The 22369-nt window shown below is 55.5% G+C and carries 20 protein-coding genes; 15 read left to right on the top strand and 5 right to left on the bottom strand.

The window, feature by feature from the left end; all coding sequences use genetic code 11:
* Nucleotides 1-115: 115 nt before the first annotated feature.
* Nucleotides 116-1816 (top strand): 30S ribosomal protein S1, encoded by a 1701-nt coding sequence (rpsA, locus tag BLU05_RS08395; RefSeq protein ID WP_091879198.1) that lies wholly within the window; start codon nucleotides 116-118, stop codon nucleotides 1814-1816.
* Nucleotides 1817-1889: 73 nt separating this feature from the next.
* Here the strand turns inward: rpsA and BLU05_RS08400 are convergent, their stop codons facing one another.
* From BLU05_RS08400 to BLU05_RS08410, 3 genes are all read right to left on the bottom strand, one after another.
* On the bottom strand, nucleotides 1890-2477 hold the full coding sequence (locus tag BLU05_RS08400; protein WP_091879200.1) for a hypothetical protein: 588 nt from the start codon (nucleotides 2475-2477) through the stop codon (nucleotides 1890-1892).
* Nucleotides 2478-2561: 84 nt separating this feature from the next.
* Nucleotides 2562-3560, bottom strand: a complete 999-nt coding sequence (locus BLU05_RS08405; RefSeq protein WP_091879201.1) for a zinc-dependent alcohol dehydrogenase family protein — start codon at nucleotides 3558-3560, stop codon at nucleotides 2562-2564.
* A gap of 81 nt (nucleotides 3561-3641) precedes the next feature.
* A complete protein-coding gene (locus BLU05_RS08410; protein WP_091880181.1) occupies nucleotides 3642-4925 on the bottom strand; it encodes an ABC transporter substrate-binding protein in 1284 nt (427 codons plus the stop codon).
* A 382-nt stretch (nucleotides 4926-5307) separates the two neighbouring features.
* Here BLU05_RS08410 and BLU05_RS08415 point away from each other — a divergent pair, with 382 nt between their 5' ends.
* The 5 genes from BLU05_RS08415 to BLU05_RS08435 all read left to right on the top strand — a co-directional run bounded on the left by BLU05_RS08415 (nucleotide 5308) and on the right by BLU05_RS08435 (nucleotide 11168).
* Nucleotides 5308-6390, top strand: a complete 1083-nt coding sequence (locus BLU05_RS08415) for a LacI family DNA-binding transcriptional regulator (RefSeq protein WP_348271757.1) — start codon at nucleotides 5308-5310, stop codon at nucleotides 6388-6390.
* A gap of 125 nt (nucleotides 6391-6515) precedes the next feature.
* The gene (locus BLU05_RS08420) at nucleotides 6516-7490 is read left to right on the top strand and encodes a tagatose kinase (RefSeq protein ID WP_244518238.1); all 975 of its coding nucleotides are present in this window, start codon (nucleotides 6516-6518) and stop codon (nucleotides 7488-7490) included.
* Between the two features lie 2 nt (nucleotides 7491-7492).
* Nucleotides 7493-8761, top strand: coding sequence for a D-tagatose-bisphosphate aldolase, class II, non-catalytic subunit (locus tag BLU05_RS08425; protein WP_091879206.1), 1269 nt, complete (start codon nucleotides 7493-7495; stop codon nucleotides 8759-8761).
* A 64-nt stretch (nucleotides 8762-8825) separates the two neighbouring features.
* Nucleotides 8826-10088, top strand: a complete 1263-nt coding sequence (locus BLU05_RS08430; RefSeq protein ID WP_091879208.1) for a glycosyl hydrolase family 8 — start codon at nucleotides 8826-8828, stop codon at nucleotides 10086-10088.
* Nucleotides 10089-10199: 111 nt separating this feature from the next.
* Entirely contained in the window at nucleotides 10200-11168 is a 969-nt protein-coding gene (locus BLU05_RS08435; protein WP_091879209.1) for a complex I NDUFA9 subunit family protein, read from the top strand.
* Between the two features lie 55 nt (nucleotides 11169-11223).
* On the opposite strand, the gene BLU05_RS08440 is transcribed toward BLU05_RS08435, so the two are convergent.
* A complete protein-coding gene (locus tag BLU05_RS08440) occupies nucleotides 11224-12030 on the bottom strand; it encodes an undecaprenyl-diphosphate phosphatase (protein WP_091879211.1) in 807 nt (268 codons plus the stop codon).
* A 161-nt stretch (nucleotides 12031-12191) separates the two neighbouring features.
* Between BLU05_RS08440 and BLU05_RS08445 the strand changes: the two genes are divergently transcribed.
* The 3 genes from BLU05_RS08445 to BLU05_RS08455 are packed head-to-tail and all read left to right on the top strand — an operon-like array spanning nucleotide 12192 to nucleotide 14931.
* Nucleotides 12192-12884, top strand: a complete 693-nt coding sequence (locus BLU05_RS08445; protein WP_091879212.1) for a glutathione S-transferase family protein — start codon at nucleotides 12192-12194, stop codon at nucleotides 12882-12884.
* Nucleotides 12884-14062, top strand: coding sequence for a tRNA epoxyqueuosine(34) reductase QueG (gene queG / locus BLU05_RS08450; RefSeq protein WP_091879214.1), 1179 nt, complete (start codon nucleotides 12884-12886; stop codon nucleotides 14060-14062). Before BLU05_RS08445 ends, queG begins: the two co-directional genes overlap by 1 nt.
* On the top strand, nucleotides 14062-14931 hold the full coding sequence (locus BLU05_RS08455; protein ID WP_091880182.1) for an SDR family oxidoreductase: 870 nt from the start codon (nucleotides 14062-14064) through the stop codon (nucleotides 14929-14931). The genes queG and BLU05_RS08455 overlap by 1 nt, the downstream gene beginning before the upstream one ends.
* On the opposite strand, the gene BLU05_RS08460 is transcribed toward BLU05_RS08455, so the two are convergent.
* On the bottom strand, nucleotides 14928-15968 hold the full coding sequence (locus tag BLU05_RS08460; RefSeq protein ID WP_091879215.1) for a zinc-dependent alcohol dehydrogenase family protein: 1041 nt from the start codon (nucleotides 15966-15968) through the stop codon (nucleotides 14928-14930). The genes BLU05_RS08455 and BLU05_RS08460 overlap by 4 nt on opposite strands.
* A 172-nt stretch (nucleotides 15969-16140) precedes the next feature.
* On the opposite strand from BLU05_RS08460, the gene mepA reads away from it, so the two are divergent.
* From mepA to BLU05_RS08490, 6 genes are all read left to right on the top strand, one after another.
* Nucleotides 16141-17130: a penicillin-insensitive murein endopeptidase gene (gene mepA, locus BLU05_RS08465; RefSeq protein ID WP_244518300.1), complete on the top strand. Its 990-nt coding sequence runs from the start codon at nucleotides 16141-16143 to the stop codon at nucleotides 17128-17130.
* A 152-nt stretch (nucleotides 17131-17282) separates the two neighbouring features.
* Nucleotides 17283-17675, top strand: coding sequence for a methylglyoxal synthase (locus tag BLU05_RS08470; protein ID WP_091879218.1), 393 nt, complete (start codon nucleotides 17283-17285; stop codon nucleotides 17673-17675).
* 44 nt (nucleotides 17676-17719) lie between these two features.
* Nucleotides 17720-18748, top strand: coding sequence for a glucokinase (locus tag BLU05_RS08475; protein ID WP_091879220.1), 1029 nt, complete (start codon nucleotides 17720-17722; stop codon nucleotides 18746-18748).
* A gap of 157 nt (nucleotides 18749-18905) precedes the next feature.
* Entirely contained in the window at nucleotides 18906-20738 is a 1833-nt protein-coding gene (locus BLU05_RS08480) for an ABC transporter ATP-binding protein (RefSeq protein WP_091879221.1), read from the top strand.
* A complete protein-coding gene (gene dapB / locus BLU05_RS08485) occupies nucleotides 20735-21559 on the top strand; it encodes a 4-hydroxy-tetrahydrodipicolinate reductase (RefSeq protein ID WP_091879223.1) in 825 nt (274 codons plus the stop codon). Before BLU05_RS08480 ends, dapB begins: the two co-directional genes overlap by 4 nt.
* A 38-nt stretch (nucleotides 21560-21597) precedes the next feature.
* Nucleotides 21598-22218 (top strand): 2,3-bisphosphoglycerate-dependent phosphoglycerate mutase, encoded by a 621-nt coding sequence (locus tag BLU05_RS08490; protein WP_091879225.1) that lies wholly within the window; start codon nucleotides 21598-21600, stop codon nucleotides 22216-22218.
* The last annotated feature ends 151 nt before the right edge of the window (nucleotides 22219-22369 follow it).

Below are 22369 nucleotides of genomic sequence, written 5' to 3' on the forward strand. Positions count from 1 at the left end.
TACCGATCCACGCACCGGATTGCCCTTGTAAGGGCGGGTTGGCACGCAAATGAACCGTAACACGAACCACCGGTGCTGTGTCCGATGACTATTTCCGGACATATCAGGAGTATTTATGTCTCAAGCCAATCCAACGCGCGAAGATTTCGAAGCTCTTCTCGCCGAGTCCTTTGCCACCAATGACCTTGCTGAAGGTTATGTCGTCAAGGGCCGCATCGTCGCCATCGAAAAAGACATGGCGATCATTGACGCCGGCCTCAAGGTTGAAGGCCGCGTACCGCTCAAGGAATTCGGCGCGAAAGCCAAAGACGGCTCGCTAAAGCCGGGCGATATCGTTGAAGTTTACGTCGAGCGTATCGAAAACGCCCTCGGCGAAGCCGTTCTGTCGCGTGAAAAAGCACGCCGCGAAGAGAGCTGGGTCCGTCTTGAAGAGAAGTTCAACCGCGGCGAACGCGTCGATGGTGTTATCTTCAATCAGGTCAAGGGTGGCTTCACCGTTGATCTCGACGGCGCCGTAGCCTTCCTGCCGCGCTCGCAGGTTGACATCCGTCCGATCCGCGACGTTACTCCGCTGATGCACAACCCGCAGCCCTTCGAAATCCTCAAGATGGACAAGCGTCGCGGCAACATCGTTGTTTCGCGTCGTACCGTTCTTGAAGAGAGCCGTGCAGAACAGCGCTCTGAAATCGTCCAGAACCTTGAAGAAGGTCAGGTCGTTGAAGGCGTCGTCAAGAACATCACCGATTACGGTGCGTTCGTTGATCTGGGCGGCATCGATGGTCTGCTGCACGTCACTGACATGGCATGGCGCCGCGTCAACCATCCTTCGGAAATCCTGAACATCGGCCAGACGGTCAAGGTTCAGATCATCCGTATCAACCAGGAAACACATCGTATTTCGCTCGGCATGAAGCAGCTCGAAAGCGATCCTTGGGATGGTATCGGTGCGAAGTATCCGATCGGCAAAAAGATCACCGGTACGGTTACGAACATCACCGACTACGGTGCATTCGTCGAAATCGAGCCAGGCATCGAAGGCCTTATCCACGTTTCCGAAATGTCCTGGACAAAGAAGAACGTGCATCCGGGCAAGCTGCTCTCGACCACGCAGGAAGTCGAAGTCGTTGTTCTCGAAGTGGATCCGGTCAAGCGCCGCATCTCCCTCGGTCTCAAGCAGACACTCGACAACCCATGGACAACCTTCGCAGACAAGTTCCCTGTCGGCACGATCGTCGAAGGCGAAGTCAAGAACAAGACCGAATTCGGCCTGTTCATTGGCCTCGACGGCGATGTGGACGGCATGGTTCACCTCTCCGACCTCGACTGGAACCGTCCAGGCGAACAGGTCATTGAAGAGTACAACAAGGGTGACGTGGTCAAGGCGCAGGTTCTCGATGTTGACGTCGAGAAGGAACGCATCTCGCTCGGCATCAAGCAGCTCACAGGCGACAAGGTCGGTGAAGCAGCAACATCAGGTGAACTGCGCAAGAACGCTGTTGTAACTGTCGAAGTGACCGGCATTACCGATGGCGGCCTCGAAGTTCGTCTGGTTGACCACGATCTCGACTCGTTCATCCGTCGTGCGGATCTTTCCCGCGATCGTGACGAACAGCGTCCAGAGCGTTTCACGGTTGGCCAGAAGGTTGACGCCCGCGTCATCGCCTTCGACAAGAAGACCCGCAAGCTGCAGGTCTCCATCAAGGCGCTTGAAATCGCTGAAGAGAAGGAAGCAGTCGCACAGTACGGCTCGTCCGACTCCGGCGCTTCGCTCGGCGACATCCTCGGTGCCGCTCTGAAGAAGCAGGAAAAGAACTAAGCTTTTCCCAGCGTTTCAGACTGAAACAGAAACCCGCCGGTCTCGTGACCGGCGGGTTTTTCTTTGTGCGTTGTTAAATCGTATCGAACTGGATGAGGATGAATACGATCTGGCAGATGAGCGCGAGACCAAGGAGTATCAGCTGCGTTCTCTGCTCGCGCACAAAAATGGCAGCTCCACAGACAATGATGAGAAACAGATTGCGGAATGGATACTCCGGTCCGAGTGAATGAAAATGCTCCCGCCCTTTCATGGCTGTGTCGGCAAAATCAACCACAAAAATCGCCATCAATATGCCGAAGAACCACGCACGCCGTGACATGAAGTAGTTCTCGTAACCGGAATAGCCTTCCATGCTATCGGGGAACAGCAAGCCGCAGGCCAGAAAGTGCAGGCTGGCGTAGAAAATAACAAAAAGATAAGCCTCAAATTTCCACACTAATGTCTGGTGCAGATAAAATTCAAACCACCAGAAATGCACAACCGTCAAAAATGCGAAGAATACCCAGCCAAGATGAACCGCGTAGATATTTTTGCGCAGGGGATGCTGGATGATACGGGCGACACCGGTCAACAGACGCGAGATACTCAGCCCCAGAATAATTCCTATGATCACGCGTACATGGGTAAATACTTCCGGGCTCGGTATATTGCTATCCATTACATATTCCTCATCCTGATCCAATCAAATTGGCATGAGGTTTATGCTAGCCAAGTCTTATACCGATGCAAATCTTCATCTGTTTTATTCAGTTGAAAATTGTACTTTCATGGTCTGTGGGGTTGCTGTCCCTTTCGACAAATAGGGAAGGACGTCCGCAAGCGGCAAGCGATGGGAAACGAGCTTTGCCATCATTCCATCGTCGCGTTGCAGGATAGCCAGTGCTTCGGGAATATTGCGGTTCAGCGAATGGGAGCCAACCAGACTGATCTGGCGGCGGAAAATCTCGAATGGTGCAATTTGAATGCGCGCATCCGGGGCGCTGACTCCGAAGACCAATGCAGTCCCGCCATCAGCGGTATAAGCGATCATATCCTCCACCACCCGCGCGATACCCGTAGCGTCGGCAACAAAATCGAACGCCTTTGCTCGGCTTTGAAGATCGGACGAGCCGGAGCGCAGAGGCGTCAGGCCAAGGGACTGGGCGAATGTCAGGCGGCTTTCGTTGATATCCGCAACGCTGACATCTTCAACGCCCTGCGCCTTCAATGATAGGGCCATGAGAAGCCCGATCGGTCCAGCGCCAAACACAAGGGCATTTTCGGCACTTGAAGCCCGTGCATTGCCAAGACCGTTGAGAACACAGGCCAGAGGCTCCGCCAGTGCAGCAATATGGAAAGGCAGATTACCCGTGGCATGGAGATGACCGGTTTTAACGGTGCTATATTCAGCAAACCCACCATTGCGTGATACGCCATAGGCTTCCAGTGTCTCGCATAGATTGGTCAGTCCCTTACGGCAGGAACGGCATTTACCACAGGGTATGTTCGGGTCAACGGCAACCCGGTCGCCGGGTCGCCAGTCTGTGACGTCCTCGGCAACAGCTTCGACAATACCCGCATATTCATGTCCCGGCACCAGCGGAAAGGCACCGTTGCCATAACGTCCATAAAGAACATCGATATCGGTATGGCAGAGACCGGATGCCATGACACGCACAAGGGCGTGCCCCGGCTCAAGCTCCGGTTCCCTGAGATCGGCCAGTCCGGCGGCGCCCAAGCCCGTGAAATGAATGGCTTTCATGGCAAATCCACTCTGTCCTGTTGAAATTTCAGATGCTGGCGAATGGTCCGCGCATTTACTGCGCGGACCTTCATTATGGGGCTATTTGATGTAACCGGCGCGGGTCATGATCTGTTCGACCTGCCGCTGTCCCGCATCCAGCGCCTGATCGACGGTCTGCGTTCCGGCAAGCGCCGACGATATGAGTTGTCCGATCGTTGTCCCGAAAGCCTGAAACTCGGGGATGGCAACAAACTGCACACCCGTGTAAGGCACGGGATCCTTTGTCGGTTTTGTTGGGTCGGCGGCCATGATGGACTTCAGAACGGTAACCGCAAAAGGCGCCGCCTTCTGATACTCCGGATTGTCGTAGGTGGATTTGCGCGTTCCTGGCGGAACGGCAACCCAGCCTTCACTGGCAGCAACCCGTTTGACATATTCTTTCGATGTCGCCCATTTGACGAAGGACTTTGCCGCATCCACCTTTTTGGAGGTGGCCGGAATAGCCAGTGTCCATGCCCATGACCAGCCCGCACCATTGGGGGTGACCTGAACCGGCGCACGCGTGAACGCTACCTTATCGGCTACCTTGCTTTGCTTGGGATCATAAATGCGGCCCGCAGCGGAGGTCGCATCAATCCACATGGCGCAATGGCCGGTGGCAAAGAGCGCCTGATTTTCATTAAAGCCATTGGATGTGGCACCGGGCGGGCCATAATGCTGCATCAGATCGACATAGGTCGCCACCGCCTGTTTCCAAGGTGCCGAATTGATCTGGGGCTTCCAGTCCATATCGAACCAGCGACCGCCATAGGTGTTGATCATGGTTCCAAGGAACGCCATGTTCTCACCCCAACCAGCCTTGCCGCGCAGACAGATGCCATATTGTTCTTTCGATTTGTCGGTCAGTTTGGCCGCAAATTCCTTGATCTGGTCATAGGTGGGCTGATCCGGCATGGTCAGGCCTGCCGCATCGAAAAGATCCTTGCGATAAAGGGTAAAGGAACTCTCGGTGTAAAACGGAACCGCATAGAGCTTGCCGTCTACGGTCAGGCCTTTTTTGATCGGATCGAGCAGATCGGCGTAATCATAATCATCGCCAAGATCATCCATCGCCGTGAGCCAACCCGATTTGCCCCAGATTGGCTCTTCATATCCGCCAATGGTCAGGATATCGAACTGGCCGCTCTTGGTGGCGATATCTGTGGTGACGCGCTGACGCAGCACGTTTTCTTCCAGAACCACCCAGTTAAGCTTGTTGCCGGTCGCTTTCTCCCATTCGGGCGACAGTTTCTGCATCACGATCATATCGGCATTGTTGACAGTCGCGATGGTCAATTCTTCTGCAAACGCAGTGCTGGCAAGAACGCCGGTGACGGCGGTCATGAGCAGCAGATGCGCTGGCCTCTTCAAGGTAACGCTCATTCTTTTCCTCCTCCAAGGTTAAGCCTACGAACTTTACGCACGTAAACTTAAAATAAGTCATACAAAAATATTTACGGACATGTATACAAAAATCTGATGGAATAATTCCGAAGCTCCGTATGGGATCAATCTACAGCGCTTCAGTGACTAGGAACATCCCACATCACCATGCGTTATAAATGCGAAGTTTGACATGATCCAGAGTTGGTACGGTTTAATTGAAAACTTGACGCATGTGATTAGCCTTGTAAATTTTTGATTGGCATGATTTGCAGCCGATGGCACGAATACAATCGAAAGACCGATGAGATTGTCTCAGGACATTTTCTTCAAAAGCACGACGATGTCTCCTAGAACAAGCGAATCGGTCGTGAAAAGGGAATGCGCGGTGAAAAAGACGATCAAGACCATGGAAGACTTTTCCGCGTTTGTGGGCCTGTCCCGTCCGACCGTGTCGAAATATTTCAACGACCCCAACTCGGTGCGCAAGAAAACCCGCGAAATCATTGAGGCTGCCGTCAAGCAATCTGGCTTCCGGCCGAACATTTTTGCGGTCAACCTCAATCGCCGCCGCACCAATATCCTCGGCATCATTATTCCCAATTCCACTGATCCGTTCTATACGGCCCTCACCCGGCGCATTGAGGGAATTGCCGAACAGGCGGGTTACCTCGCCTTTGTGCTCAGCTCCGATGGCAAGCCGGAACTTGAAGAGCGCGCCATCGAAACATTCAAATCGATGAACGTCGCCGGGTCCATCATCGCGCCCCTCGGCGTGCAGTCCCATCAGGAGAAATTGCTGAAGCTCGGCGAGTCCATCCCCATGATCTATGTGGACTCCCCGCTCGATACAGTTTCGCCCTTTGTCGGCACGAATAACCGGCAAAGTTTTCAACTCATCGTCGACTATCTGACGCGATCCGGCGATGCGCCGTGCTATTTCGGTATGCCGCCCGTCAACAGCAACGCTTTTGAGCGACGCGAAGCCTATAGTGAAGCCATGGAGCGCCTCAGGCTTGAACCTCGGATCATCGAAGTGGAGCAGACAGCCAATTGGGATTTTGAAAAGTCTGCCTTCGACGCAACAATCCAGATCTTGCGCAATGGCGGTTTTCCAACAAAGACCGTTCTTTGCGCCAATGACCGTGTTGCATTCGGCGTAATTGCTGCGGCTTTCCAGATCGGCGTCAAGGTTGGGCGCGGCGATGATTGCGACCTGCGGGTGGCAGGTCACGATGATCAGCCATTATCGCGCTATATGTGCCCGCCACTGACAACGGTGGCGCAGAACTACAACGAGATCGGCAGGCTAGCGGCGGCGCTGCTGTTTCACAAACTCGGCGAGCATCAGGATGCGAAGTTCGAACTGCCCGCCAATGAGCGGATATTGCTGAACGCCGAGATCATGCTGCGCATGTCCGCCTGATCCAAAACTTGTCGCGCGTAAAGATTTATTTGTTGACACGGAAATAATACGGCTTATCTGTCTTTGTCGAGCGTATTGACGATTCATGCGCGAGACAACAGGCAGATACCGATATGACGCTTGATATGCCCCTTTCTTCCCTGGCCCCGGAAAGCCTTGGCCCGACCATCACCATTGGCGAAATTCTCGTCGAGATCATGGCCACCACAATAGGCAATGGCTTTCTCGAGGCACAGCCACTGATCGGGCCTTTCCCCAGTGGTGCGCCGGCTATCTTTATCGATCAGGTGGCCAAATTGGGGGCTGAGGCAGGTATCATTGCGACCGTTGGCAAGGATGATTTCGGCCGGTTGAATATTGAACGTTTGCGCAAGGATGGTGCCGACGTCTCGGCCATTACCATCAGCCCCGATTATCCGACGGGGAGCGCTTTTGTGCGCTATGCAAATGATGGAACACGGGATTTTGTTTATAATATCGCCCGCAGTGCTGCCGGTGAAATCAAGCTAACGGACGCCGCCAAAGCTCTGATTGCGCGTGCCGGTCATCTGCATGTCATGGGATCTGCCCTGTCGATCCCGGCCGTATGGCCCATCGTCGAATACGCCCTGCACGACATCAAGCAGCGTGGCGGAACGCTCTCGCTTGATCCCAATATGCGCAAGGAACTGGCCGCGGGCAAAGAAACGGGCAGTCAGTTCGCCGCTCTTCTACAGGCAACAGACCTGCTTCTGCCATCAGGAGATGAACTCTTCGTTGCCTGCCCAGCCGCCTCCGAAAACGAAGCTATCGATGCGCTTCTTTCGTCAGGTATTTCCGAGATTGTCCTGAAGCGGGGACAGGACGGTTCCACGCTCTATACAAAGGCTGGTCCTGTTCATCGTCCGGCTTTCCTTGTCGATGAAATCGATCCGACCGGCGCTGGCGATTGCTTTGGCGCCACCTACCTTACATGCCGTCGTCTTGGCCACTCAGCCGAACACGCGCTCGACTATGCCAATGCGGCCGGAGCCCGCAATGTTACCCATCGCGGCCCCATGGAAGGCACATCGACTTTCCATGAACTTGACCAGTTCATGGCTTCGACACCAAGGAAATAAACATGTTCAAGTCCCTCTCCCAATTGGCCAGCGCACACCGGAACGGCGAGAATGCGGGAATCACATCCGTCTGCTCCGCTCATCCACTTGTCATCAGGGCTGCCCTGCGGCGAGGCAAGCAGCATGGGCAGATCGTGCTCATCGAGGCGACGTGCAATCAGGTCAACCAGTTTGGTGGCTATACCGGGATGACACCCGTGGATTTTGTCGTCTTCGTCGAAGCGATGGCGCGGGAAGAAGGCTTTGACCGGAACAGCCTCATTTTTGGCGGCGACCATCTTGGACCCAATCCATGGCGCAAGCTCCCAGCCGAAGAGGCAATGGCGAAAGCCGTGACGATGGTCATCGACTATGTGCAGGCTGGTTTCACCAAAATTCATCTGGATGCCAGCATGGGTTGCGCGGGAGAGCCTGCAGCGCTTGATGATGAAATAACCGCCCAACGCGCGGCGCGGCTTGCCAAAGCAGCTGAACAGGCGGCCCAGAACAGTGGCTTTGCCCTGCCGAATTATATTATCGGCACGGAAGTGCCTGTTCCCGGCGGCGCGGATCATGAATTGACTGAAGTCACGCCGACCAGCCCGGAGGCAGCGCGGCACACAATTGCCGTCCACCGGGCGCGGTTTGCCAGCGAAGGGCTGCAGGATGCCTTTGACCGCGTTATTGGAATTGTCGTTCAGCCCGGCGTTGAATTCGGCAATGAGAATGTTGTCGAGTACAGGCCGGATCGGGCGATAATGCTGACGAAGCTGCTGGATAGCGAGCCGCAATTCATCTTCGAAGCCCATTCCACTGACTATCAGACGGTACAATCACTTTCGGCACTTGTACGCGACGGATTTCCGATCCTCAAAGTCGGCCCCGGACTGACCTTCGCATTGCGCGAAGCGCTGTACGGGCTTGATCTCATCGCGTCGGAGCTTGATCCATCCTATGGCGAACGCCCGCTCGCTCGCGCCATGGAACGCCTGATGCTCCAAAAGCCTGACCATTGGGCATCGCACTATCATGGGGCGAAGGGTGCGCTGCATGTTCAGCGCCATTACAGCTATAGCGACCGCATTCGCTATTACTGGACGGAACCCGAGGCGGTAGCAGCGGTTAACACCCTGATGGCCGCTCTAAGTGGCCGAGACATCCCGGAAACACTGCTGCGGCAATTCCTGCCTGCTCTCACTGTAAAACCGGCAGACCGCAACAATCCTGAGGCGATCCTCATTACCGCTATTGACCGCGTTCTTGCGGATTATTCCGCCGCCTGCGGCTGGTAATCAGCCACAATTGATCCATAACGCTTCGGGCCATTATTCTTTCCTGCCGTGCCCGGAGCCATCCATGAAGAATTGCCTGATCCGTTGGATTGCCGGTTTTTTGATTTTCAGTCTGGCGATGATATCCCAGTCACAAGCTCAGGCCGCATCAAATTACATCGCTGGATCGATCAAACCCAATCATGTGGAGCAATCTGATCTCGACCGGCAACTTGTGGTCTTCTACCAACAATGGAAGAAGCTGTATGTTGTGCAGGCATGCGGCGACGGGCGCTTCTTCATCAAGGTTAATGCGGATGGAAAACGCGTTGGCGGCGATACGGCTCCCGGCACCATCACGGTATCGGAAGCCCATGGTTACGGCATGATGCTGATGGTGTTGATGGCAGAGCGTGATCCACAGGCCCATGCAATCTTTGATGGCATGGTGCGCTACTTCAAGGATTTTCCGGCAACATCCAATCCCGGTCTCATGGCTTGGAATCAGGTCACAGGCTGCAAGAATGCTGGCGGCCGGTTTCGCGGCCAGATTAGCGCAACCGATGGTGATCTCGATATCGCCTATGCGCTTCTGCTCGCCGATTCCACGTGGGGAAGCAAGGGAAGCTTCAACTACCGGAAGGAAGCGGACCGCACGCTCGACGCTATCTTGAGCCATGACGTTCACGGACAGGGCGGTCATCTGATGATCGGCGACTGGCCAATTGCCGATGGCGAGCCAGAGATCGCAATGACCACGCGCTCTTCCGATTTCATGCAGTCGCATCTAAAAGCCTTTGCTGACGCGACGGGCGACAAACGATGGCTGGAGATAAGGGACCGGACCTATGATATCATTGATGATGTCCGCAAACGGTACGCTTCCAAAACCGGTTTGATGCCCGATTTCATCTTTCATCTTGATACAAAGCCAACACCTGCCACAGCCGGTTTTCTTGGTGACGAGCGGGACGGTCTCTACTCCTGGAACGCCGCGCGCTATCCCTGGCGCGTGGCGATGGATTACCTGTTGTACGCGGAGCCCCGCGCGCGCACGGCCCTGCAACCGCTCAATCAATGGGCCCGCATGGCGACAAAAGATAACCCCCGACATCTTGCTGACAGCTATCGACTCGATGGTCGAACGTTGCCGGATCACAGCAAAAATTCCATGGCCTTTGTTTCTGCATTCGGTATTTCAGCGATGATCGACGCCGGTAATCAAATGTGGCTGAATGCAATTTGGGATGACATGGTGGAACGGAAGATTTCCGATGAAGATTACTATGGCAATACGCTGAAGCTTCTTTCCATGGTCGTCCTGTCGGGCAACTGGAAAAAGCCGTGAGACGAAGCGCGGCAACGCGCCGCGAGAGTTGATATCGATCAACTCTTTGCCTTCGGAGCAAAAGGCTTTAAACAGCAGAGGAATATAGGACGATTTCCATAGGAGAGCCTGATGACAATCACGAAGCCAAAACTTGTCACGATTTTCGGAGGCTCAGGTTTTGTCGGTCGTCACATCGTGCGGGCGCTGACCAAGCGCGGTTATCGCGTTCGTGTCGCCGTTCGCCGTCCTGACCTTGCCTTCCACCTCCAGCCGTTGGGCGGCGTCGGCCAGATACAGGCGGTTCAGGCTAATCTGCGTTATCGTTGGTCCATCGACCGCGCCGTTGCAGGTTCCGACCACGTCATCAATCTTGTCGGCATTGCCTATGAGAGCGGCGCCCAGCGCTTTAGCACTGTGCATGAGTTCGGCTCCCGTGCCGTGGCAGAAGCTGCGCGTGCCGCGGGCGTTCCGCTGACACATATGTCAGCCCTCGGCGCTGATGCGCACTCCTCTTCGCTTTATGCCAGCACAAAGGGTCGTGCAGAGGCTGCCGTCCATGAAACATTGCCCGATGCGGTAATCATCCGCCCGTCCGTCGTGTTCGGTCCGGAAGATGATTTCTTCAACCGGTTTGCCGCCATGGCGCGTATCTCGCCATTCCTGCCGCTGATTGGCGGTGGTAAGACCAAGTTCCAGCCTGCCTATGTCGGTGATCTGGCGGAGGTCTTCGCCCGCTCGGTCGATGGCTCGCTGAAATCAGGACAGATCTATGAGCTTGGCGGTGCGGAAGTGCTGACATTCCGCCAGTGTCTTGAAGAGACCCTGCGCGTCATCGGCCGCAAGCGTATCTTTATTCCAATCCCATGGTGGGTCGCCAAAATTCAGGGGACCGTTCTCGGCATGTTGCCAAAGCCGCTTCTGACAAAGGATCAGGTGGTGCTGCTGCAAAAAGACTCCATCGTCTCCGAAGCGGCAAAAACCGAGAACCGCACGCTTGAAGGGCTCGGCATCCAGCCGCAAACAATCGAGACGATCCTGCCGTCCTATCTCTGGCGCTTCCGTGTGCAGGGCCAGTATTCGAGCCAGAAACCCGCCTGATTTCAGTATCTGTTCTCTGAAATGAAAACCCCGGCACTGCCGGGGTTTTTTATTGTTACTTCATCAGGATGAGAGCGATGAGACCAATCGTACCAACAATCACCCGCCAGTAGGCAAACAGTGCAAAGCCATGGCGCGAGACGTAATCGAGAAGATAACGCACAACGAATACGCCCGAGATAAAGGCGGCAATGAAGCCGATAGCGATGAGAGATGCGTCATTGAACGTCAGCACATCGCGATTTTTGTAAAGATCATAGGCAAAGGCGCCCGCCATGGTCGGCATGGCCAGGAAGAATGAAAATTCGGCGGCTGAGCGCTTGTCCGTGCCAAGCAGGAGCGCACCAACAATGGTGGAGCCGGAACGGGATGTTCCGGGGATCATGGCCAGGCACTGGATAAAACCGATCTTCAGGCACAGGGACAGCGGATAATCCATCACATTGGTGTAACGGGGTTTCAGATCCAGCCGGTCGACCCACAGCAGGATAATACCGCCGATGATCAGCATGACGCAGATCAGCATGGGCGATTCAAACAGCACTGTTTTGATGAAGCCATGCGCAAAGATACCGATCACGACAGCGGGCAGAAATGCGAGCAGTATACCGGCAACGAAGCGCCGCGTGCGTGCGTCACTGGGGAAATCCTTGGCAATTTTCAGAAGACGACCGAAATAGACGGTGAGGATGGCAAGGATCGCTCCAAGCTGGATAAGGACCTCAAAAGTCTTGCCGTTGGACTCAAAGCCGAGGAAGTGACCGGCGAGCAGCAGATGGCCCGTGGAGGAAACAGGTATAAACTCTGTTAACCCTTCCAGCAATCCGAGAAAAAGGGCTTCGACAATTGTCTGTGATTCCATGATTATAACTTTCCATGGTGATCCCGGTCCGGATGATCACGCGCTGTTTGCTTGTCTCGTGCCGCGGTTACGCCTATAGGTTTGGCATAGACTCAAGGCAGACGAGCAATACGCTGCCCATTGTTAAAATGCCAGTTCGAAAGATTTATGAAACACCTGCCATGTTGACGCTTTTTCATCATCCGATGTCCACCGGTTCGCGCTATGCCCGGCTTATCCTCAACGAATATGATATTGAAGTTGAGCTGATCGAGGAAAACAGCTGGTCGAGGCGCAAGGAGTTTCTGGCGCTCAACCCTGCTGGAACGCTGCCTGTTCTTCTGGCGGAAGGCGACGTTCCCGTTGCCGGCGCAACCGTGATTTCAGAATATATTGACGAAACGCGCGGCGCGTTGAAACGCAGCCGCCGCCTGTTTCCAGAAGATTCGCTGAACCGCGCGGAAGTACGCCGTCTGGTGGACTGGTTTCTGATCAAGTTTGAGAATGAAGTCACCCGCCACATGGCGCGTGAGCGCATTTTCAAGCTGCATATGACAGCCGAACAGGGTGGCGGTGCACCGGATTCCACCGCCATTCGTGCCGCACGGGCAAACATTACCCAGCATATGAAATATATCGACTGGCTGACCGCCACGCGGAATTGGCTGGCGGGGCCGACACCAAGCTATGCGGATATGGCAGCCGCAGCCTCCATCTCCATCCTTGATTATCTCGGCGAAATAAAATGGGCTGAATACAAGGCCGCGCGGGATTGGTACACGCGGATGAAATCGCGCCCCTCATTCCGGCCATTGCTGACTGACCGCGTACGCGGCCTGCCGCCATCATCGCATTATGGCGATCTGGATTTCTGATGCTGCCCGCGGATGCAAAAGCCGCGACACGTTCAGGGCCAAAAGCGCAGCCACAGGGGCTGAAACAATTCATAGTTGAGGAGGCCAAGGCAGCGGGCTTTGATCTTGTTGCGATCACACGGCCCGATGCCATTCCATTGGCCGAGGAACGGTTACGCCACTATCTGGAAAAAGGCCGCCACGCCTCCATGGCGTGGATGGCGGAAACGGCGGAACGCCGCGCCAGCCCCGAAAATCTGTGGCCGGATGTGCGCTCGGTCATTGTTCTGGCGATGAATTACGGTCCGGATAGCAACCCGCTTGAAATCCTCAGCAAGAAAGACAAGGCGGCGATCTCAGTCTATGCGCAGAACCGCGATTACCACGATATTATCAAGGGCAAGCTGAAAGGCGTCGCCAGCCGCCTCGCATCTCGTATGGCGGGCGAGAGTGTCAAAGTGTTTGTCGATACAGCGCCCGTGATGGAAAAGCCGCTTGCGGAAGCTGCGGGCTTGGGCTGGCAGGGCAAGCACACCAATCTCGTCAGCCGCACTCACGGTTCATGGCTGTTTCTCGGCACGATTTTTACCACAGCAGAACTCGAAGCTGACACGCGAGAGGCCGATCATTGCGGCTCCTGCCGGGCCTGTCTGGATGCCTGCCCGACGAATGCCTTCCCGGCACCCTATCAGCTTGATGCGCGGCGTTGCATTTCGTACCTGACCATCGAACACAAGGAGCCAATCGCCCTGGAATTCCGCAAGGCCATGGGCAACCGCATCTATGGATGCGACGACTGCCTTGCGATCTGTCCATGGAACAAATTTGCCGAGACTGCGCGGGAAGCAAAACTGCAGGCGCGGGATGATCTGAAAGCGCCTGACCTAGCCACATTTCTGACGCTTGATGATAGTGCCTTTCGCGCCCTCTTCTCCGGTTCGCCAATCAAGCGCATCGGCAGAGACCGCTTTATGCGCAACGTGCTGATCGCCTGTGGAAATTCAGGACAAGCGGATTTGAGCGCGCTCGTCGAACGGCATCTCGACGATCCTGCACCGGTGGTGCGCGGCGCCGCCATCTGGGCGTTGGGGGAGCTTGTCGATGCTCAGCATTTTGCTACTCTGCAAATACGCTATGCTGCACAGGAAACTGATGCTGATGTACTGACTGAATGGCGCAATGCAGGAAAGAAACAATGATGCGGATTTTTCTCTTCGGGGCCGGTTATTCAGCCCGCGCTTTTGCCCGGATGATGGCCGATAAAGCAGACTTCATTGGCGGAACCACGCGTGACAGCGACAAATTTGCGGCGCTCAAACGGGAAGGTATTACACCGTTCCTGTTTCAGGGCACCCATGCATCACAGGAGATCGTCAGTGCGCTTGAGGACGTGACCCACATCGTCATCTCGACCTCGCCCGGACAGACTGGTGATCCCGTTTACGCACAGTTCGGCGACACAATCCGCTCCGCCATGCCGAAACTGAAATGGATCGGTTATCTTTCCACCGTCGGCGTTTATGGTGATTATGGTGGCGCTTGGGTTGATGAAACCACGCCGTGCCATCCCGTTTCTGCACGTTCGGTCGAGCGGGTCGATGCCGAGCAGGACTGGCAGAAACTGGCCGATGCACACAAGGTGCCACTGGCAGTCCTCAGGCTCGGTGGCATTTATGGGCCGGGCCGCAATGCATTCGTCAATCTTGCCAATGGCACTGCACGCCGCCTGAACAAGGCGGGGCAGGTATTCAACCGCATTCATGTCGACGATATTGCCGGAGCCCTGCGCTTTCTGGCAGAGCGCAACGAAGCCGGTGTATTCAATGTGACCGATGACGAGCCAGCACCCCCGCAGGATGTCGTTGCCTATGCGGCGGAGTTGATGGGTGTTGAAGCGCCGGCTGAATCCCAGTTTGAAACGGCAGAACTTACGCCCATGGCGCGCTCGTTCTACGGTGAGAACAAGCGCGTTTCCAATGCACGCCTCAAGAAGCTTGGCTTTGCCTTTCGCTATCCCGATTACGGAACAGCTTTTTCAATGATGTGGCGCGACGGAAGCTGGCGTTAAAAACTTGTGACAACGCTGATGCCGGTACCCTCAAACCGGTCCATGCCCATCAACGCCGCAGGCGCTTCATCAAGGGCAATGCGTTTGCCGATAAGCTTTTGCGGGGCGAGCTTGCCGTGCTCAAGCATGTCCATCAGCGCCTTGTAACGAAAAGCCTGCATGCCATGGCTGCCGAGAATTTCCAGCTCGTAGGCAATAACCTTGTCCATCGGAATGGGCGCGCGGGCATGATCACCCAACATCAGCCCGACCTGCACATGCCGGCCGCGGCGACGCAGATTGGCGATGGAATTGAAGCACGTTGAGGGATGCCCCAGTGCATCAATTGACACATGGGCCCCACCTTTGGTGATCTCCTTGACGGCACCGACGATATCTTTCTGCTCCGAGCCATTGACCGTTGCTACGGCACCTAACTCCCGTGCAAAGGCGAGTTTTTCTTCCGTCAAATCCACTGCGATGACGTTCGCACCCATGGCTGTCGCGATCATGATCGCTGATAGACCAACACCGCCGCAACCATGCACCGCAACCCACTCGCCGGGCTTTACCTTGGCTTGGTCGACCACGGCCCGGAATGACGTGACGAACCGGCAGCCAAGGCTGGCGGCTGTGGCAAAATCCAGTGTTTCGGGCAAACCAACCAGATTTGTATCGGCGAAATCCACCGCGACATATTCGGCAAAAGAGCCCCACGCGGTGAAGCCCGGCTGGAACTGATGCTCGCAGACCTGATGATTGCCGGAATTGCACTCGAAACAATGGCCGCACCCGCCAACGAAGGGCACAGTGACCCGGTCGCCGATTTTCCACTGCGTGACATGCCTGCCAATCGCCTGAATTGTTCCGGCAAGCTCATGTCCGGGCACATGCGGCAGCTGGATATCGGGATCATGGCCCATCCAGCCATGCCAATCACTGCGGCATAGGCCCGTTGCCTCGACCTTGATAACCACACCCGTCGGTGCCGGTGCCGGATCGGCCACATTCTGTATCGACGGGGCCTGGCCAAATTGTTCGAAGACAACTGCTTTCATGGGATGCGCTTTCGTTCGAACCAAATGAGGGCGAATCAGGATGAGGGCTATATCTCGGTAGCATATTGCGACTTTCACGCGAATCTGGCCATCATAAAGCCCGGAATCCCGATGCTAACTCACGGGAATCGCCCCCAGCTGGTGGACAGTGGCCATGAAATCAAAAACTCTGATGCGTCTTGCACTCACAGCGCTCCTGTCTTTTTCCGGAGTGGCGAATGTATTTGCCGAGGACGGACCGGCCAAACAGCTGTTTGGCGGCGTCGCGCTGCCATCGCTTGGTTCACCGCAATCAACAGGTTTTTACGCCAAGGGTTGTCTTGCCGGTGGTGTCGCCCTGCCCGTTGACGGTCCAACCTGGCAGGTGATGCGGCTATCGCGCAATCGCAATTGGGGTCATCCCCGTATGATTGCCCTCCTGGAACGATTGTCCCGCGATGCCGCAGCCAAGGATGGCTGGTCGGGACTGCTGGTCGGGGATATTTCGCAGCCGCGCGGCGGCCCGATGCTGACGGGTCACGCCTCGCATCAGGTTGGTCTTGATGCCGATATCTGGCTTACCCCCATGCCCAAAGCCCGCTTCAACAATGATCAGCGTGAAAAAGTCGAAGCCAAGTCCATGCTGAAAGGCGACACACTTTATGTCGACCCGGACAAGTGGACGCCTGCACATGCGGCTCTTTTGAAGCGTGCCGCAAGCTATGCCGAGGTAGAGCGTATCTTCGTTCATCCCGGCATCAAGAAAAAACTCTGCGAGACAGTGCAGGGCGACCGCAGCTGGATGGCAAAAATCCGCCCCTACTGGGGCCACTTCTATCACTTCCACGTTCGCATCAAATGCCAGCCCGGCTCACCCAACTGCAAGCCGCAAGAACCAATCGGCACATCCGATGGTTGTGACAAGTCGCTGGCCTGGTGGTTCACTGATGAGCCATGGCGCAAGGCGCCTCCATCAACCAAACCGGTCAAGCCGAAGGTGATGATGCTGTCAGACCTGCCGAAGCTTTGTGCGCAGATACTTGATGCACCCGGCCCGCAATCCAAGGATCAGGTTACCTATGGTCTGGGTGCAAAGGCCAATTCCGACAGCGATGTCCCGGCTGTTGTGCCGGATGAACCCGTCGCGGTTCCCCGGCCGAAGGCGCGCGTGAAGACAAACTAAACCATTGGGTGTCTCAAAGGGTGCTGCTCTACCACTTAAAGTGGCAAGGCAGCACCGTTTCAGGTCTTTTTTGCCTTCGGTCTTTTCAGGCGAGCACGAATTGAGTATAGGGTTTCAATCGATTTAAGACCAAGGTCCAAAGCAGTTCCTTCATGAAGCAGCCTTTCCGCCTCGCGCTGATCGCCCATGACCAGAAAAAGGATGACATGGTGGCTTTCGCGCGCGCCTATGAGGCACAGCTTGCGCCCTGCACCATTGTGGCAACAGGTACAACTGGTGGTTTGATCAAGGACGCCTGTCCGTCACTGCAAATCACCCGCGTCAAAAGCGGCCCGCTTGGCGGTGACCAGCAGATTGGCGCACTGATCGCCGAGGGACTGATTGACGGGCTGATTTTCTTTGTCGATCCGCTGTCGCCTATGCCGCATGATGTGGATGTGAAGGCGCTGATGCGGCTTGGCATTGTCTATGACATTCCTATGGCCTTGAACCGGGCCACCGCCGAGGTTCTTGTACAAAAGAAGGGTTTGCTGCGCGCTGATTGATGGTTAAGCATGGCGCAGCACGATTGAGATTGGGGACGGAATTTATGGTTACTTCAGCAGACACCGATTGCATCATGAAATTCCCGATTCTGGTGGGTGATATCGGTGGCACCAATGCGCGTTTCGCCATTCTTGTCGATGCCTATGCGGAACCGAAAGAGTTTCCCATCATCCAGACGGCAGATTTCGAAACCATCGACGAGGCGATCCAGACCGGCATTCTCGATCATACATCCATTCAACCGCGCTCCGCGGTGCTTGCCATTGCCGGACCTGTTGAAGGTGATGAGATTGATCTGACCAATTGCGCCTGGGTCGTCAAACCCCGCAAGATGATGGAAACGCTTGGTCTTTCCGACATTACTGTTCTCAATGATTTCGAAGCGCAGGCGCTTGCCGTGGTCTCGCTTGAGCCAAAGCATCTGGAAAAACTTGGTGGTGGCGCTGGTGATCCCCATGGCAGCCGCGCGGTTCTTGGACCCGGCACCGGGCTTGGCGTTGCGGGCATGGTTCGCTCGCGCAACAGCTGGGTTCCCGTTCCCGGCGAAGGTGGTCATGTGGATATGGGTCCGCGCACGGCGCGCGACCTCGAACTCTTCCCGCATATTGAGCACATTGAAGGGCGCATTTCCGGCGAACAGCTTTTGTGTGGGCGCGGTCTGCAGAATATTTATCGTGCCATTTGCAAGGTCTCTGGCACCGAAGCCAAACTGCAGACGCCTGCCGATATCACAGCTGCGGGCCTTTCCGGTGAATCAGCAGAAGCCAAGGAAACCCTGTCGCTGTTCGTGACCTATCTTGGCCGTCTTGCCGGTGATTTCGCACTGACATTCATGGCGCGCGGTGGTGTTTATCTTGCGGGTGGTATTGTCCAGAAGATCGTCGCGCCACTCAAAGATCCGGCGTTCCGCGAGGCCTTTGAAGACAAGGCGCCACACCGCCAGATCTTAAGCGAGACACCTGTCTACATCATTACCCATCCTCTCGCGGCGCTCAGTGGGTTGTCGGCGTTTTCGCGCACGCCGAGCCGGTTTGGCATAGCAACCGAGGGCCGCCGCTGGCGCAAAGATTAGACTTTGTGCGTAGGCATGAGGGCAACACTCGCCGTGTCGCGTTTATGATGATGGTCAAAACCGATAGGCAAGCCGGACCAATAACGCTATAGGGACAGCAATCAACAGGTGAGCCTCGTCTCATCTACTGCCGTTTATAAGCGAGTTATCATCTACCATGAGTAGTGAGACCAGGAAGAAAAAGATCGATCTAAATGAGGCACGGCGCGTCATTGGCAGGGTCTTGAACGAGAATCTTTATGACCAGCGGTCGTCTTACGCCATTGCTATTCCCGCAATGCTGGCAACTGTCGCAACGACGTCTTATCTTGGGCTTGTTTTCAAAGACATCACCAACAAGATTTTCTATGAGAGAGATGCGGGTCTCATCTTTTGGATCAGTCTCGGCGTTTTTGTCGCCTTTGTTGTGCGTGGTATTGCGAGTTATGTGCAATCCGTGATGATGGCCAAGATCGGCAACAGCATTGTTGCGCGATATCAGCGCAAAATCTTTGATCACCTGATGAAATTGGGCCTCGATTTCTATTATGATAATCGCTCAGGTCAACTTGCGGCCCGCATCAATCAAAACGTTAGCGGCGTAAGAGATCTCCTCGATATCGTAGCCACCACCGTTGGCAAAGACATCCCCCTGTTGCTCGCCCTGATAGGCAACCTGATCTATCTTGACCCTATGCTTTCACTTTTTGGACTGCTCGTAGGGTTGCCGATCGTTCTTGCCGTGCGTTACCTTTCCAAGCGCTTGCGCAGCATCCATCGCGAATCTGTAACCCTCAATTCGCATCTGCTGGGTGCAATGCAAGAGGCATCGCAAGGTATTGCCATCGTCAAAGCCTTCACTATGGAAGATCAACTGCGCGAGAAGATCAGCTTGTTGATCGATCGCGCCGAAGAGCGCGCCAATAAAATTGCACGGGTATCAGAGCGTATCACCCCGCTGACCGAGCTGATCGCTGGCATCGCCATTGCATCCGTGATTGGCTATACGGGTTACAATGCGGTTTTCCATGCGCAGCCTCCCGGCTCAATGTTTGCATTCATCATCTCCGCTTTTCTGGCCTATGATCCCATTCGTCGATTGGCGCGTGTGCAAGTGGGGCTTGAGCGCTCATTGGTCAACGCCCGCATGCTCTATGAGATTCTCGATATTGAACCGCGGCAAGCTGACAGCATCGGCGCTGTGCCAATTACAGTGCCAACCGGCGAGGTTCAGTTTGAAAGTGTCCGCTTCAGCTATGGCAATGGCGTGCCGGTGCTGCACGGTATCAGTTTCACCGCTGGAGCGGGCAAGACAACAGCTATCATAGGTGCATCCGGCGCAGGCAAATCGACGCTGATCGGTCTCATCCAGCGCTTCTATGATATTGATAGCGGCCGCATTTTAATCGATGGGCAGGACATTGCCTATGTCAGCAAGAAGTCTCTGCGTCAGTCCATCGCCTACGTCTCGCAGCACCCCTATCTGTTTGAAGGAACCATAGCCGACAATATCCGCTATGGCCGCCCTGATGCGACCGATGAAGAGGTGATCGAAGCGGCGAAATTTGCCAATGCCGATGAGTTCATCCGCCAGCAGCCACAAAGCTACGGCACGGAGATCGGCGAGAATGGTGTGACCCTTTCCGGCGGCCAGCGCCAGCGTCTTTCTATCGCCCGCGCCATGGTCCGCAATGCTCCCATTCTTTTGCTTGATGAAGCCACCTCGGCCCTCGACAATGAATCGGAAAAGCGCGTTCAGCAGGCACTTGAACATGTGATGCAGGGGCGCACGACCATTGTCATCGCGCATCGCCTGTCGACCATCGTCAATGCGGATCATATCGTCGTTATGGAGGCCGGACGCGTTGTCGAGGAAGGCGTGCACGAGACCTTGCTTGGCGTGCCCAACGGCATCTATGCACGTTTCTATCAGTTGCAAGGCAAGGAAGAGTCGCCCATCATTGATGACAGCAAAGAGCGGGCAACCCCAGTAACAGGAACAGCTGAATGAGTGAGACATCCGCAATGAAGCTTGCCGTTGTCGGTGCCGGCGGCCGCATGGGGCAAACCTTGATCCGTGCGATTCAAGCCATTGACGGTGCTGTTCTTGCGGGGGCTATCGAGCGTCCGGGCTCTCCCCATATCGGTCAGGACGCTGGCGAACTCGCCGGTGTCGGCCATCTCGGCATTCCCGTGACCGATGACGCGCTCTCCGTCTTCGTCGGCGTCGAAGGCGTCCTTGATTTTACAGCGCCTGCGGCAACGGTTGCCTTTGCCGAACTCGCCGCACAGGCGCGTATCGTGCATGTGATCGGTACAACCGGCTGCTCGCCGGAAGATGATGCAAAAATCCGCGCTGCCGCGCGCCACGCGGCTGTCATCAAGTCAGGCAATATGAGCCTTGGCGTCAATCTTCTCGGCGTGCTGGTTAAGCAGGCTGCAAAAGCGCTTGGGTCCGACGATTTTGATATCGAAATTCTTGAAATGCATCACAAGCACAAGGTCGATGCGCCATCAGGCACCGCATTGCTGCTCGGCGAGGCCGCTGTAGCAGGGCGCAACATTTCGCTGGCCGATCACAGTGTGCGCGTGCGCGACGGGCATACCGGCCCGCGCGAAGAGGGCACTATCGGCTTCGCATCCTTGCGCGGCGGCTCGGTTGTCGGTGACCATTCGGTTATTCTGGCGGGACCGGGCGAGCGCATCACCCTCTCCCACCATGCGGAAGACCGCACGATATTTGCACGCGGTGCCGTCAAGGCGGCGCTGTGGGGCAAGGGCCGCAAGCCGGGCCTCTATTCGATGCTCGATGTGCTTGGCCTCAACACCTGATATCCCGAACCGATTTCCCGTCCAACAGGAGTATTGCAATGTCCGGAACCCTCGTCCTTGTCCGTCATGGCCAGAGCGAATGGAATTTGAAGAATCTGTTTACCGGCTGGCGTGATCCGGGACTGACCGAGCTTGGCCACAGTGAAGCCAAGGCCGCCGGTCAGCGCCTGAAGGCCAAGGGTCTGCATTTCGACATCGCCTACACATCTGTGCTGTCGCGCGCTCAGGTAACGCTGCAGCACATTCTTGACGAGGTTGGTCAGCCAGCCCTTCAGACGATCCGTGATCAGGCTTTGAACGAACGCGATTATGGCGATCTTTCCGGCCTCAACAAAGACGATGCCCGCGCCAAGTGGGGCGAGGATCAGGTGCATATCTGGCGCCGGTCCTATGACGTTCCACCGCCCGGCGGCGAGAGCCTGCGCGATACCGGCGCCCGTGTCTGGCCTTACTACCTGCATGAGGTCCAGCCGCATGTGCTGCGCGGTGAGACCGTTCTGGTGGCTGCCCACGGCAATTCGCTGCGCGCGCTCATCATGGCGCTGGACGGTCTGACCAGCGAAGAGATCATCGCGCAGGAACTGGCAACCGGCGTTCCTGTCATTTACAAGCTGAATGCCGATTCGACCGTTGCTTCAAAGGAAATCCTGACCGCTTGAGGTCGACCGCTTTCCATCTTTTTAAGACAAACCCGCGCTGGAACACCGGTGCGGGTTTGTTGTTTGTGCTGATCTTTTCGGTATTGTCAGGTAGTCTTTGCCAGAACATTCGTAGGCAAATGATAATAGCATGACAAATACCCGACAAATG

This window comes from Phyllobacterium sp. OV277, from assembly GCF_900104355.1.
Taxonomy (GTDB): Bacteria; Pseudomonadota; Alphaproteobacteria; order Rhizobiales; family Rhizobiaceae; genus Phyllobacterium.